The sequence below is a fragment of the Stappia sediminis genome, from assembly GCF_009826895.1.
In the GTDB taxonomy this organism is placed as follows: domain Bacteria; phylum Pseudomonadota; class Alphaproteobacteria; order Rhizobiales; family Stappiaceae; genus Hongsoonwoonella; species Hongsoonwoonella sediminis.
The window spans coordinates 386,656-399,931 of sequence record NZ_WUMV01000007.1; the positions used below are offsets into that span (position 1 = coordinate 386,656).

At 63.2% G+C, this 13,276-nt stretch carries 12 protein-coding genes; 2 read left to right on the top strand and 10 right to left on the bottom strand.

What is annotated here, in order from left to right; genetic code table 11:
• Position 1: 1 nt before the first annotated feature.
• The 10 genes from GR183_RS16090 to GR183_RS16135 form a co-directional block, all read right to left on the bottom strand.
• Positions 2-1,222 (bottom strand): phosphopentomutase, encoded by a 1,221-nt coding sequence (locus GR183_RS16090; protein WP_160776661.1) that lies wholly within the window; start codon positions 1,220-1,222, stop codon positions 2-4.
• 58 nt (positions 1,223-1,280) lie between these two features.
• Positions 1,281-2,597, bottom strand: a complete 1,317-nt coding sequence (deoA, locus tag GR183_RS16095) for a thymidine phosphorylase (protein WP_160776662.1) — start codon at positions 2,595-2,597, stop codon at positions 1,281-1,283.
• Between the two features lies 1 nt (position 2,598).
• Entirely contained in the window at positions 2,599-3,375 is a 777-nt protein-coding gene (gene deoC, locus GR183_RS16100) for a deoxyribose-phosphate aldolase (protein WP_160776663.1), read from the bottom strand.
• Positions 3,368-4,111: a purine-nucleoside phosphorylase gene (locus GR183_RS16105; RefSeq protein WP_244313784.1), complete on the bottom strand. Its 744-nt coding sequence runs from the start codon at positions 4,109-4,111 to the stop codon at positions 3,368-3,370. Before GR183_RS16105 ends, deoC begins: the two co-directional genes overlap by 8 nt.
• 68 nt (positions 4,112-4,179) lie before the next feature.
• Complete coding sequence (locus tag GR183_RS16110) at positions 4,180-4,584, bottom strand: cytidine deaminase (protein ID WP_160776665.1); 405 nt, start codon at positions 4,582-4,584, stop codon at positions 4,180-4,182.
• Positions 4,581-5,549 carry an ABC transporter permease gene (locus GR183_RS16115; protein WP_160776666.1) on the bottom strand — a complete coding sequence of 323 codons (969 nt, stop codon included), beginning with the start codon at positions 5,547-5,549 and terminating at the stop codon, positions 4,581-4,583. The genes GR183_RS16110 and GR183_RS16115 overlap by 4 nt, the downstream gene beginning before the upstream one ends.
• Positions 5,550-5,559: 10 nt before the next feature.
• Positions 5,560-6,666 (bottom strand): ABC transporter permease, encoded by a 1,107-nt coding sequence (locus tag GR183_RS16120; RefSeq protein ID WP_160776667.1) that lies wholly within the window; start codon positions 6,664-6,666, stop codon positions 5,560-5,562.
• Entirely contained in the window at positions 6,663-8,192 is a 1,530-nt protein-coding gene (locus GR183_RS16125; protein ID WP_160776668.1) for an ABC transporter ATP-binding protein, read from the bottom strand. Before GR183_RS16125 ends, GR183_RS16120 begins: the two co-directional genes overlap by 4 nt.
• A 100-nt stretch (positions 8,193-8,292) precedes the next feature.
• Entirely contained in the window at positions 8,293-9,246 is a 954-nt protein-coding gene (locus tag GR183_RS16130) for a BMP family lipoprotein (RefSeq protein ID WP_160776765.1), read from the bottom strand.
• Positions 9,247-9,322: 76 nt separating this feature from the next.
• Positions 9,323-10,348 (bottom strand): sugar-binding transcriptional regulator, encoded by a 1,026-nt coding sequence (locus GR183_RS16135; RefSeq protein ID WP_208999878.1) that lies wholly within the window; start codon positions 10,346-10,348, stop codon positions 9,323-9,325.
• A 627-nt stretch (positions 10,349-10,975) separates the two neighbouring features.
• On the opposite strand from GR183_RS16135, the gene GR183_RS16140 reads away from it, so the two are divergent.
• Together GR183_RS16140 and GR183_RS16145 are read left to right on the top strand one after the other, a co-directional pair.
• On the top strand, positions 10,976-11,737 hold the full coding sequence (locus GR183_RS16140) for a DUF1194 domain-containing protein (protein ID WP_160776669.1): 762 nt from the start codon (positions 10,976-10,978) through the stop codon (positions 11,735-11,737).
• A 551-nt stretch (positions 11,738-12,288) separates the two neighbouring features.
• Positions 12,289-13,182 (top strand): DUF1194 domain-containing protein, encoded by an 894-nt coding sequence (locus GR183_RS16145; protein WP_244313766.1) that lies wholly within the window; start codon positions 12,289-12,291, stop codon positions 13,180-13,182.
• The last annotated feature ends 94 nt before the right edge of the window (positions 13,183-13,276 follow it).

Here is a 13,276-nt window from a genome sequence, read left to right on the forward strand (position 1 = left end):
CCTACCTGAAGGATGCACCGTTCGGCCCCGGCGCGATACCGAGGTGTATGGCGATCGTCTCGCCAATATCGGCGAATGTCGGCCGCCCGCCGATGGGCCGAGGCGCGACTTCGGGGCCCCAGCACAGGATCGGCACATGCTCGCGCGTATGATCCGTGCCCGGCCATGTGGGATCGCAGCCGTGATCGGCGGTGAGGATGAGAAGGTCGCCCTCGCGCAACCGTTCCATCATCTCCGGCAATCGCGCGTCGAAGGCTTCGAGCGCGGCGGCGTAACCTGCGACATCCCGCCTATGACCGTACAGGGAATCGAAGTCGATGAAATTGGCGAAGACGAGATTGCCATCCTCCGCCTTTTCGATAGCCTCCAGCGTGCGGTCGAACAGTTCGTCGTTGCCCGCCCCCTTCAAAACGTCGGTGACACCCTGATGGGCGAAGATATCCGAGATCTTGCCGATGCCGAAGACGCGCCGCCCGTCTGCGGCGAGCCTGTCGAGAACCGTCGGCTCCGGCGGCAGGACCGAATAGTCGCGCCGGTTGGCCGTGCGCTCGAAATCCTCCGCCGTTTCGCCGACGAAGGGGCGCGCGATGACCCGACCGATGTTGAGCGGATCGACCAGTTCGCGCACGATCTCGCAAAGCTTGTAGAGCCGTTCCAGCCCGAAATGCTCCTCATGGGCGGCGATCTGGAACACGCTGTCAGCCGAGGTATAGCAGATGGGCTTGCCTGTCTTGATGTGCTCCTCGCCCAGTTCCTGGATGATGACCGTGCCCGAGGCATGTTTATTGCCGAGAATGCCGGGCAGGTCGCCGCGCTCGATGATCGCCCTGGTAAGGTCTTCCGGGAAGCTGGGCACTTCGTTCGGGAAATAGCCCCAGTCGAAATCGACCGGAACGCCCGCGATTTCCCAGTGTCCCGACGGCGTATCCTTGCCGCGCGAGGTCTCGATGCCGTAGCCCCATAGGCCGCCGGGCTCTTCTTCGAAATCCAGCCCTTCAGGCCGCGTGCCGGTGGAGAGTTCCGCCGCGCGGCCAAGGCCGAGCCTATCCAGGACGGGAAGCCGCAACGGGCCGGAACGAAGACCTTCGCGGTCCGCCTCGCCGGCGGCGCAAGCGCGCGCGATATGCCCGAGCGTATCGGCCCCGGCATCGCCGAAACGCGCGGCATCCTCGGCACCGCCGATCCCGAAACTGTCCAGCACGCAAAGTATGGCACGAGGCATGCTAATCGTTCCTCTCAATTCGTCTTTATCGTCGGCAGCGCTCTCTTAGACGCCTTGTTCAAGGCGCGATCCGTCCCGCAATTACCGGCCTGTCCGGCACGTCGCGCGCTTCACCTACCTCATAGGCGGCAAGAAGCGCTTCACCCGCGCGCATGGCAGCGCCTTCATCCGCCGCATGAACGATGGCGAGCGGCGAGTCGCTGTCGACGAAATGACCGACGCCGGCCAGATGCGTGAAGCCGACCGACGGATCTATGACATCTTCCGCGCGCCTGCGCCCGCCGCCAAGCTCGATCACCGCCACGCCGACGGCGCGCGTATCGACCGCCGTCACCGTGCCCGGCTCTTTCGGATAGACGGCGCGCTCCACCACAGACCTGGGAAGATAGTGAGCCGGCTTCTCCATGAAATCCGAAGGGCCACCCAGACCGGCGACCATTTTCGCGAAAACTTCCGCCGCACGCCCGCTTTCGAAGGCAGAACGCATCAACGCATTGCCTTCGTCCGCAGAAGCGGCAAGACCGCAGGTTGCCAGCACCTCTCCACCGAGCGCGACCGTGACATCGAAAAGGCGGTTGTCGATCTCCTTGCCGGTCAGAAAATCGACAGCGTTCTTGACCTCGACCGCATTGCCGGCGGCGGACGCAAGCGGCTCGTTCATGTCGGTAAGGAGTGCCGTCGTCGGGCAACCGGCGCCATTGGCGACCGTCACGAGGCTTTCGGCAAGGCCTTTCGCTTCCTCGAAGGTGCCCATGAAGGCGCCCGTGCCCCATTTCACATCAAGCACGAGCGCCTGAAGACCGGCGGCAAGCTTTTTCGACAGGATCGAAGCCGTGATGAGGTCGAGGCTTTCGACGGTGCCGGTGACATCGCGGATCGCGTAAAACCGCTTGTCGGCGGGGGCAAGGTCGCTCGTCTGCCCAATGATGGCGCAGCCGACATCCTTCACCACGTCACGAAAAAGCGCGTTGTCCGGCTGGGTCTTGTAGCCGGGGATGGAATCGAACTTGTCGAGCGTGCCGCCCGTATGGCCGAGGCCACGGCCCGAGATCATCGGCACGGCGACGCCGCAGGCGGCAAGGGCAGGTGCGAGCATGAGCGAGACATTGTCGCCGACACCGCCCGTCGAATGCTTGTCGACGACGGGCTTGCCGAGGTCCGACCAGTCGAGCACCGAACCGGAATCGCGCATGGCAAGTGTCAGCGCCACGCGCTCGTCCAGCGAAAGCCCCTTGAAGAAGACGGCCATGGCAAGGGCTGAAACCTGCCCTTCGCTGACCGAACCGTCCGAAAGGCCCTTGACGAAGAAGGCGATCTCCTCGCCCGTCAAAGTGCCGCCGTCACGTTTTTTCCGGATGAGTTCCTGGGCGAGCATGTCAGTAGCCTTCGCCCGTTGCCGCCTCGCCGCCGTCGATCGCGGCGAGAAGGGCATCGAGAAGCCCGCTCGCGCCGAAGCGGAACGTGTTCGCGCAGGCCCACTGCGGCCCCATGATGCGGTCCGCAAAATTCAGATAGGCAGCCGCCTCACCCACGGTGCGGATACCGCCCGCCGCCTTGAAGCCGACCTCCTCATGGCATTCGCGCCAATGCTCCTCGATGACCGTCAGCATGATCTCGGCCGCCTTCAACGTGGCGTTGATCTTCACCTTGCCGGTCGAGGTCTTGATGAAATCCGCACCCGCATCGATCGCGAGCTTCGAGGCGGCGTGAATCAAAAGCGGATCCTCGATCTCGCCCGATTCCAGAATGACCTTCAGCTTCGCATCGCCGCAGGCATCCTTCACCCGCGCGATCTGGGTTTCGGCGAATCCGGGGCGCCCCGAAAGGAACGTACGATAAGGCATGACGAGGTCGATCTCGCCGGCACCATCGGCAACCGCCTGCCGGGTTTCCTGTACGACGGCGACCGTATCCTCCCCGCCGCCAGGGAAATTGACGACGGTCGCGATCTGAACGCCCGAGCCATCGAGAAGCGGCTTCGCATGGGAAACGAAGCGCGGCCAGATGCAGACGGCGGCGACCGATCCATGGTCGGTGACGGTGCGTTTGCAAAGCGCGGTGACATCCTCCGCCGTGCAGTCGTCGTTGAGATTGGTCAGGTCCACAAGCGGGAGGGCGCGTTCCGCCACCGCTTTCGCGTCGAATTCAGTCATTGCCAAGGTCTTTCACGAATCCACGGATAAGCTTTTTGAGGCGGTCCACCGCCGTCAGCGCCGTCGATTTGGTTTCGTCATGCGACAGCGCATGGGCCTGAAGGCCCGCGCCGTAATTGGTGATCGTCGAAATGGCCGCAACCTTCAGCCCGAGATAACGGGCGAGGATCACTTCCGGCACGGTGGACATGCCGACGGCATCGGCACCGAGCGTCCGCGCCATTCTGATCTCGGCCGGCGTTTCGAAAGACGGCCCGGAAAACCACATGTAGACGCCTTGTCCGATTTCAAGCTGCCGGTCTTCCGCCACCTTCAGGATACGCTCGCGCAAGCCTTCGTCATAAGCCTTGCTCATGTCGAGAAAGCGGCGCTCGTCCTCCTCGCCGATCAAAGGGTTGCGCCCCGACCAGTTGATGTGATCGGTGATCAGCATGGGCGAGCCGGGCTTGAGCTCTTCTCTGAGCGAACCGGCGGCATTGGTGAGAAGAAGCGTGTCGCAGCCAAGCTCCTTCAGCGTCTCTATCGGCGTGCGCATGACATCTGCCTGGCCGCTTTCATAATAATGCGCGCGGCCCGACAGGACGACGACCGGGACGCCCTCGAGCATGCCGGCGATCAGCTCGCTGCCGTGGGAGGAAACGCTGGAGACCGGAAAGCCCGAAAGATGCGAATAGGCGATGCGCGTGGCATCCTCCACCTCCTCGCCCAGCGCGCCGAGGCCGGAGCCAAGGATCATGCCAACGCGGTAACTGCCCGAGCGCGCCGCGCGCACAATGTTCGCGCATTCCCGGCCGTATCCGTCCGTCACGATTTTCTGTCCTCTTCCTTCAAGATGAAACCCGCCGGCAGAAGGTCTGCCAGACGGAACGTCTGTTTCACGCCGGAAAGGTCGCAGATGTGCACGAGCGTCTCGCCGTCGCCGAATTCCGCAAGCCTTTGCCGGCAGCCGCCGCAGGGCGTGCAAAGGGCGGCGTCCGCCGTGACCACCACCTCGGCGATCTTTTTCGCGCCGCCCGCGACCATGGCGCCAAGCGCCGTCGTTTCCGCGCACCAGCCTTCCGGAAAACTGGCGTTTTCGACGTTGCAGCCGGAATAGACGCGGCCATCGTCCGTCAGCACGGCAGCGCCCACCTTGAAGCGCGAATATGGCGCATGCGCGTTTTCTCGCGCCGTCTTCGCGGCCCTAAACAGATCGTCAAAGCGGCTCATGTGCGCTCCTTCACGTAAGCCGTGCCGCCGGCCTTGGGCGGGATGGCGCGGCCGATGAAGCCGGCAAGCAGCACCACCGTCAGGATGTAGGGCAGCGCCTGGAAGAACTGAACCGGCACCTCGCCGATGCCCGGAAGCTCCTGCCCCTGAAGGCGGATCGCCACCGCATCGAGAAAGCCGAAGAGCAAACAGGCGAACATGGCCGGAACCGGACGCCACTTGGCGAAGATAAGGGCGGCAAGGGCGATGAAGCCGCGTCCCGCCGTCATGTCCTTGATGAAGCTTGCCGACTGGGCGGTGGAAAGATAGGCCCCCGCCACGCCGCACAAAATACCGGTGCAGATGACCGCGCGATACCTGAGCCAGGTGACTGAAATGCCGGCGGTGTCGACGGCGGCGGGGTTTTCACCCACCGCGCGCAAGCGCAGGCCAAAACGCGTGCGGAAAAGCACCCACCACGTGAAGGGCACCATGAGGAAGGCCACGTAAACGAGCAGGTTGTGGCCCGACAGAAGCTCCGAATAGAGCCCGCCGATAATGGGTACGTCGCGAAGCGTTTCGGCGAACGGCCAGTTGAGCGAGGTAAAGCGCGCCTCCGTCGGCAAGGGCGGCGTCTGGCCGCCCTGGCGGAACCAGTCCTGCCCGAGAAGCGCCGTCAGCCCCATGGCGAGGAAGTTGATCGCAACGCCCGAGACGATCTGGTTGCCCCGGTTGGTGATGGAGGCGAAGCCGTGAACAAGCGCCAGAGCGATGGATACCGCGATGCCGCAAAGAAGCCCGAGCCAGGCGGAGCCTGTGACCGCCGCACCCGCGCCGGCGGCAAAGGCCGCACCCAGCATCTTGCCCTCAAGGCCGATGTCGAAAATGCCGGCACGCTCCGAATAAAGCCCGGCAAGGCAGGCAAGCAGCAGCGGCGTCGAAAGCCTGACCGTGGAATCCAGAATGAGGATGATCATCTCGAACATTGGCCGCTCCTCACGCCGCTTCCGTGGCGGGTGTCCGCGCGAAGCTGAAAATCCGAATGAGCGCCGGCCTGAACATATGCTCAAGCGCGCCGGCGAAGAGGATCACCAGCCCCTGGATGACGACGATCATGTCGCGCGTGATCGACGGCTTCTCGAAGGCAAGCTCCGCCCCGCCCTGATAGAGCATGCCGAAGAGGATGGAGGCGAAGAGGATGCCGACCGGATGCGCCCGGCCCATGAGGGCGACCGCGATGCCGACGAAACCGTAACCGGAGACGAATTCGATCAGCAGCCGGTGCTGCGAACCCATGATCTCGTTGATCGCCATCATGCCGGCAAGGCCGCCGGAGATCATCATGGTGATGATGGTAATCCTGACCGGCGAGATACCGGCGTAGACGGCGGCTGTCGGGCTCGCCCCGAAGGTCCTGATCTCATAGCCGAGCTTCGTGCGCCAGATCAGCACCCACACGGCAAGCGAGGCGAGAAGCGCGATGATCAGCGAGAGGTTCAAGGGCGCCGTGCCGAAATCGAGACCGGGGATGACATCCTGCAGGAGCGGCAGGCGCCCACCCGCCTCGAACGTGCGGGTTTCGGGCTGCATGGAGCCTTCCTTGCCCATCACGTTGACCAGCAGATAGACCATCAGCGAGGCGGCGATGAAGTTGAACATGATGGTGGTAATAACGACATGGCTGCCGCGTTTGGCCTGAAGAACCGCCGGAACGAACGCCCATGCGGCCCCTGCGGCGGCAGCGCCGAGGACGGCGAAAGGCAGCGTCACCCACCAGGGCACGAAACGATCGAGCGCAAGGCAGGCGATGGCCACGCCAAGCCCGCCGACATAGGCCTGCCCCTCGCCGCCGATGTTGAAGAGGCTGGCGTGGAAAGCGACCGCGACCGCAAGGCCGGTGAAGATGAAATTCGTGGCGTAGAAGAGCGTGAAGCCGATGCCCTCGTTCCAGCCGAGCGAGCCCCAGATGAGAATTTCGACCGCCTCCAGCGGGTTCTCGCCGATCAGGAGCACCACGAGACCGGACACCAGAAAGGCGGCGGCGAGGTTCAGCAGCGGCATCAGGCCGTAATCGACCCAGCGCGGCAATTGTCCGGCACTCATTCCGCCGCCTCCCGGTTGACGCCCGCCATCATCAGGCCAAGCTCGCTTTCATCCGTTTCCGGCGGACGTTCGCCCACAAGCGCGCCGTCGAACATGACGAGCACCCGGTCTGCAAGGCCGCGGATCTCGTCAAGCTCGACGGAGACGAGCAGGATCGCCTTGCCGGCATCGCGCATTTCCACGATGCGGCGGTGGATGAACTCGATCGCGCCGATATCGACGCCCCGCGTCGGCTGACCAACGAGAAGCACCTTCGGGTCGCGCTCGATCTCGCGGGCCAGCACGATCTTCTGCTGGTTGCCGCCGGAGAAATTCGCCGTGCGAAGCTGGCAGTTCGGCGGGCGGATATCGTATTTGCCGATCTCGCCGTTCGCGGTCTCGCGGATCGCGCCAAGGTCGAGCATGGCGCCCTTCCCGTAGGCGGGGTCGCGGTGATAACCGAGAATGGCGTTCTCATATTCGTAAAACTTCGTGACGAGGCCCATGCGGTGCCTGTCCTCTGGCACATGGCCCATGCCGAGGCGGCGCATTTCGGCCGGATCGACGGTGCCTGTCGTCGGATCGACCTTGTGGCCGTCGATCTCGATGGTGCCGGAAACCGCGCGGCGGATGCCGGCAAGCGTTTCCAGAAGCTGCGACTGACCGTTGCCGGAAACGCCGGCGATACCGACGATCTCGCCCTCGCGAAGGTCGAAGCCGACGTTCTTGACGACATCGATGCCACGGCTGTCGCGCACGGTGAGACCTCGCACCGAAAGCGCCGTGCGCCCCGGTGTCGCCGGTTTCTTGTCGACCCTGAGGAGAACCCGGCGGCCGACCATGAGCTCGGCCAACTCCGGCATGGACGTCTCGTCCGTCTTGCGGGTCGCGACCATCGCGCCCTGGCGCATGACGGAAACGGTGTCGGTCACCGCCATGATCTCGCGCAGCTTGTGCGTGATGAGAAGCACGGTCTTGCCCTCGTCGCGCAGCACGCGGAGGATGCGGAACAGATGGTCGGCCTCGGCAGGCGTGAGCACGCCCGTCGGTTCATCCAGAATGAGAATGTCCGCCCCGCGAAAGAGCGCCTTGAGGATTTCCACGCGCTGCTGCAGGCCGACCGGAAGCTCACCCACGACGGCGTCCGGATCGACCTTCAGCTCGTATTCCTCTTCCAGGCGCTTCAGTTCCGCACGCGCCTTCGCCACGCCCTCGCCAAGCAGGCTGCCGCCTTCGGCGCCCAGAATGACGTTTTCAAGCACCGTGAAGTTGTCGACCAGCATGAAATGCTGATGGACCATGCCGATGCCATGGGAAATGGCGGTCTTGGAATCTTCTATCTCCACCTTGTTGCCGTCGACGATGATGTCGCCGCCGTCGGCCCGGTAGAAACCGTAAAGGATCGACATCAAGGTCGATTTGCCGGCACCGTTTTCACCGACGATACCGTGGATCGAGCCCTTGGCCACGGCAAGGTCGATCGCCTTGTTGGCGTGGACCGGGCCGAAGCTCTTATCGATTTTCCTGAGTTCGATGGCGGGCACCATCAAAAAGCCCTCCGCAGGCGCGCAGCGGGCAGGCCGCCTCACCGCAACGCAAAGCGCCCGCCGGAACGATGATCCCGGCGGGCGGCAGCCATTCCTGAAATCAGACCGGGCAATCCTGGTCGGACATGTAGTCGTGCACCTGGACCTTGCCGGAGATGATGTCCTGCTTGGCCTGGTCGACGGCGGCCTTCATCTCGTCCGTGACGAGGCTGGCGTTGTTGTCGTCGAGCGCCCAGTCGACACCGCCCTCCTTGAGGCCGAGAACTTCCACGCCCGAAGACCAGTTGCCGTTCATCGCGTCCGTGAAGGTGGTGTCGACAGCGACGTCGACGCGCTTCAGCATGGAGGTGAGCACCGAGCCCGGATGCAGGCCGTTCTGGTTGCTGTCGACGCCGATGCCGAGCTTGCCGGCGTCAGCCGCCGCCTGGAGAACGCCGAGACCCGTGCCGCCGGCCGCGTGATAGACGACGTCCGCGCCACGGTCGAACTGAGACTTGGCAAGCTCGCCGCCCTTGACCGGGTCGTTCCACGCGGCACCGGTGGTGCCCGTCATGTTCTGATAGACCTCGGCATCCGGGTTCTGGGCGAGCGCGCCCTGCTTGAAGCCGCAGGCGAACTTGCGGATGAGCGCGATATCCATGCCGCCGACGAAGCCGACCTTGCCGGTTTCGGAAGCCATGGACGCCAGCACACCCACGAGATAGGAGCCCTCATGCTCCTTGAAGACGATGGAGCGCACGTTCGGCAGATCGACGACGCTGTCGACGATGGCGAATTTCGTGTCCGGGAATTCCTTGGCGACCTTTTCGACCGCATTGGCGTGCGAGAAACCGATGGCGACGATGGGCGAGAGACCGCGGCGCGCGAAATTGCGCAGCGCCTGCTCACGCTGGGAATCGTTCTGGATCTCGAAGTCGCGGTATTCGACGCCGGTATCCGCCTTGAACTTCTCCGCGCCGGTGTAGGCCGCCTCGTTGAACGACTTGTCGAACTTGCCGCCAAGGTCGTAGACGACCGCCGGCTTGATGTCTTCGGCATGTGCGGCCACGGTCATGGCCGCGCCGAGCGCAAGCGCGCCGAGTGTCCTGATCAGTTTCACTTTATTACCTCCACCTGAGTATCGAGGCCCTTCAGGCCGTCTTGAGTTTTCGCCCGGAAAGCTCCCCCGAAAGGCCGCGGGCAAGTTGCTCGTCGAGGACGAGATCGGTGATGACGCCGGTGCGAAGGGCGGCAAGCGTCGCGTTGCGCTTGCCGTCACCGCCGACAAGCGCAATGACGCGCCGGCCGCGCACTTCGTCGAAATGAAGCCCGACCGCCTGTTCGCCAAGGGCATTGGGCACGAGATTTCCGCCGATATCCACGAAGCGGCCCATGAGGTCTCCACAGGCGCGGTCGCGGCGAAGCTTGTCCTGCTCCTCCGCCGAAATGAGGCCGCGGCGCACGAGATGGCCTTCATCCTCGATCGAGCCGATGCCGATGACGAAGACGTCCGACTTGCGGGCAAGCTCCAGCATCGACTGAACGCTCTTCTGCTTCAGGAACATATCCTTTTCGGCGATGCTCTCGGCAAGATAGGGCACGGGAAGGTAATACCCCTCGCCGCCCGTGCGCTCGACCATCTGCTGGACGACATCGAACGGATTGGCCGAAAGCTTGCGCGTCAGCGAACCGGAGATGGAAATCACGCTCAGGTCCGGACGCTGGATCCTGGGCATGGCCTCCACCGTCGCCTTCAGCGTGCGGCCCATGCCCACGCCAATGCGGGTAACGGAGGCATTGGACAGCAAGTTCGCCAGATGCTGGCTTGCCACTTCGGCGACGGCGCCGATCGCCGACTGCTCGTCGCAAGGACCGAGAGCCGGCGCGATCAGGCAGGAGGAAAGGCCGAAGGCAGCGGAGATTTCGTCCTCAAGCTCCAGGCAATCCGTCGGCCGCCCCTCGACCCGGAAGCGAACCAGCCCCTCCCGCTGGGCATGGGCGATGAGACGGTGAACCTTGGCGGAGGAAACGCCGAGACGGTCGGCGATCTCGCCTTGCGTGGCGCCACCGACGAACGACATCCACGCCGCACGGATCGCCATGTCCGTCGTCCAGTCGCTCTCGCTCTTGCGAATGGCCACGCCGCCTCCCCTCGCCTTGTCATATCGGCTTTTCATGTCCGCTTTCAGGCGGCCGCACATTCGCCGCCCGCGCGGGGTGGGCGAAAATATCTTCACAGCCTGCGAATTCTTTCAAGCAGAGTGCCGTGCGTGAACGGCAAGGTCAAGCGTGAAGCGCGTATTTTTCGCCGTATTCCCTGAGGCGATCACTGTCACATCAGCGCAACGTGATTAAATATTAATCACCAGTTAACCAAATAAGCTCTAATCTTCCACATTAACGTGTCGATAACCACTGCACGCGACCGACAGAGCGTCATACAATGTTCGGAACGTGCAGCCGATTCCGGCAAGGATGCCGGAAAAGGGCAAATGGCACGCGAATTGCCAAGCTTACAACAAACCGCCGCATTACTTCGACGGGCAGAGAAAACTGCGCGCCGGACAAGAGGGTAATTTTTTCGGGGAGAGAGAAAAGGATACGGGGAGACGACATCAGGAGGGGCCTTCGCTTCCAGGAAGGAGGATCAGCCTATGCGTTCCTTGTGGACCACTTGCCGGAATACCCTTAAGCGCTTTCGTGACAGGAAGTCGCAACAAGATCAATATGTTGAAGCATATACTCGTCGTCAAGGCGGCTACTCCGCGACGAAATATGCCGCAATCGCCGCGCTGAGCGCGGCGATGCTTGCCCCGTACGCTCTCCCCGCAGCGGCGGCCCCTCTCAGCCTGAATTACGACCCGGATTCCGAGGTCGACGTCGAACTCGTGCTTGCCGTCGACATATCCCAGTCGATGGACCGGGACGAGCAGGAAATCCAGCGTGCGGGTTATGTTTCCGCGCTTACCTCCGAAGAGGTGCTGGAGGCGATCCGCATCGGCCCGACGGGGCGCATCGCCGTCACATACATGGAATGGGGCGGGGCCGAAGAGCAGTTCGTGGTCGCCGAATGGGCCATGATCAACGATGCCGTCACCGCCCGCGCCTTCGCCGCCAAGCTCGCCGAAGCCCCGATCCGCCACAAGCAGCGAACCTCCATCGCGTCTGCCCTGAAACAGGCGGTGAACCTGATACAGATCAACCGCTTCAACGGAATGCGCAAGGTGATCGACATTTCAGGCGACGGCCCGAACAACCAGGGCGGCCGGGTGACGGATGCCCGCGACCAGGCGCTGACGAGCGGCGTCGTCATCAACGGCCTGCCGCTGATGATGAAGGCGGAAAAGAACACCTGGCAGGCGATGATGAACCTCGACCACTACTACGAGGACTGCGTCATCGGCGGGCCGGGCGCTTTTGCAATCCCCGTGCGCTCGACCGAAGCCTTCGCCGACGCTATCCGCATGAAGCTGGTGCTGGAAATCGCCGGGATTTCGCCGAACGCAAACGCCCTCGTGCAGAAGGCCGCCGCGCGCAAGAAGGTGACCTGCTCGCTCTACGACTGAGGAGCAAAACCTGCCTTCGCTGGGCTGACCTTTCCTTCTTCATGCCCGGGCTTGACCCGGGCAACCATTCGCTTTTCCCGGATCCAGAATGGTTGCCCGGGTCAAGCCCGGCGATGAAGACAGAGAGAGCGCCTGTTCCGCGCAGCACCACATTACGCTGCGCCGCGCCCGGAATGACAGGAGCGAGGCGGCAACGACGGAACCGCCATGACCGCCCGCAACGAATGCATGCATTGCCCATTTTACTGGCCATCACACGCGAGCGTGTGCGAAACTTTGTCTTTCGCGGGCAGGCCGCACGAAAAGGTCCGATTTTAGGAAAACGATGAGGACATCGGCGCGCTTTACCCGTGAAGGCGCCCGCCTGCGCCTCGAGCATATCCTGCGAAATCCGGATCGGATTTCGCAGGATATGTTCAAGACATTGATTCTGGAGCGATTTCTTGTCACGAAAGCGATCCCGCTTTCGTGGAAAGCGCTCTGGAAACAGGCCATTGAGCCGAATGGCGAACCACCGGCGGGCCGACGTTCTGGAAGGACGGAGCCGTGCCATGCGTAACATGACCTCTCCACCCGCGTGCGCCTTGAAAGCAAGGATCCGCAATCTCCTTTTGGCGGCCTGTTTCGTCATCGCCATTTGCGGGCTGGCGAACAAGACGGCAAAAGCGGAAGAGGTGGACCTGCTGCTCGTGCTTGCCGTCGACATTTCCTATTCCATGGACGACGACGAACAACGCCTGCAACGGCGAGGCTACATAGAGGCGATCACCTCGGATCCGGTCGTCAATGCGATCAGGAACGGGCTGATCGGCAAGATCGCGGTTGCCTATACCGAATGGGCCGGCACGGCATCCCAGCACATCCTCGTCGACTGGCATGTCATCGCCGGGCGCGACGACGCCGAACGTTTCGCCGCCGCCCTTGCCGAAGCGCCGATATCCCGCGCCTACCGGACATCGATCGGCGAGGCGCTTTATCACGCCGCATCCGTGATCGAGGAAGCTCCGCATTCCGCGCTGCGCCGGGTGATCGACATTTCCGGCGACGGGCCCAACAACCAGGGAAGGCTTGCCCCCGCCGCGCGCGATTCCACGGTGGAAAAAGGCATTACCATCAATGGCCTTCCGCTGATGCTGAAGCGTCCGATCTACGGCTGGTTCGATATCGACAACCTCGACGTCTACTACGAAAAATGCGTCATCGGCGGGCCGGCGGCCTTCACCATCCCCGTGCGCGACGTCGAAGCCTTTCCCGAAGCCATCCGGCGCAAGCTCGTTCTCGAGATCGCCCATACCCGGCACCCGCCGGGCGACGAAGGCTGGATCGGCGAGGTAAACGCCGCCCGGGATCCGCAAGAGGCGATCAGCGTTCAGAACAAGTTCGAGCCGCTTTGCACCATCGGCGAAACGCTGTGGCGGCGCCGGATGCTCGACGGCGACCGGTAAAACCGCCAATAGGCATGGCGGCGACCGCAGATTGAATTACGCTACGGAACTGCGTTTTGGCGGCGGGGCTGGCCATTTGCCCGCGTATCGGCGA

Excerpts from the sequence above, each read along its gene's own strand:
- GR183_RS16115 (WP_160776666.1), bottom strand. The coding sequence starts at position 5,549 with ATGTTCGAGATGATCATCCTCATTCTGGATTCCACGGTCAGGCTTTCG.
- GR183_RS16120 (WP_160776667.1), bottom strand. The coding sequence starts at position 6,666 with ATGAGTGCCGGACAATTGCCGCGCTGGGTCGATTACGGCCTGATGCCG.
- deoA (WP_160776662.1), bottom strand. The coding sequence starts at position 2,597 with ATGCTCGCCCAGGAACTCATCCGGAAAAAACGTGACGGCGGCACTTTG.
- GR183_RS16125 (WP_160776668.1), bottom strand. The coding sequence starts at position 8,192 with ATGGTGCCCGCCATCGAACTCAGGAAAATCGATAAGAGCTTCGGCCCG.
- GR183_RS16110 (WP_160776665.1), bottom strand. The coding sequence starts at position 4,584 with ATGAGCCGCTTTGACGATCTGTTTAGGGCCGCGAAGACGGCGCGAGAA.
- GR183_RS16105 (WP_244313784.1), bottom strand. The coding sequence starts at position 4,111 with ATGATCCTTGGCTCCGGCCTCGGCGCGCTGGGCGAGGAGGTGGAGGAT.
- GR183_RS16140 (WP_160776669.1), top strand. The coding sequence starts at position 10,976 with ATGCTTGCCCCGTACGCTCTCCCCGCAGCGGCGGCCCCTCTCAGCCTG.
- GR183_RS16145 (WP_244313766.1), top strand. The coding sequence starts at position 12,289 with ATGCGTAACATGACCTCTCCACCCGCGTGCGCCTTGAAAGCAAGGATC.
- deoC (WP_160776663.1), bottom strand. The coding sequence starts at position 3,375 with ATGACTGAATTCGACGCGAAAGCGGTGGCGGAACGCGCCCTCCCGCTT.
- GR183_RS16090 (WP_160776661.1), bottom strand. The coding sequence starts at position 1,222 with ATGCCTCGTGCCATACTTTGCGTGCTGGACAGTTTCGGGATCGGCGGT.
- GR183_RS16130 (WP_160776765.1), bottom strand. The coding sequence starts at position 9,246 with ATGACCGTGGCCGCACATGCCGAAGACATCAAGCCGGCGGTCGTCTAC.
- GR183_RS16135 (WP_208999878.1), bottom strand. The coding sequence starts at position 10,348 with ATGAAAAGCCGATATGACAAGGCGAGGGGAGGCGGCGTGGCCATTCGC.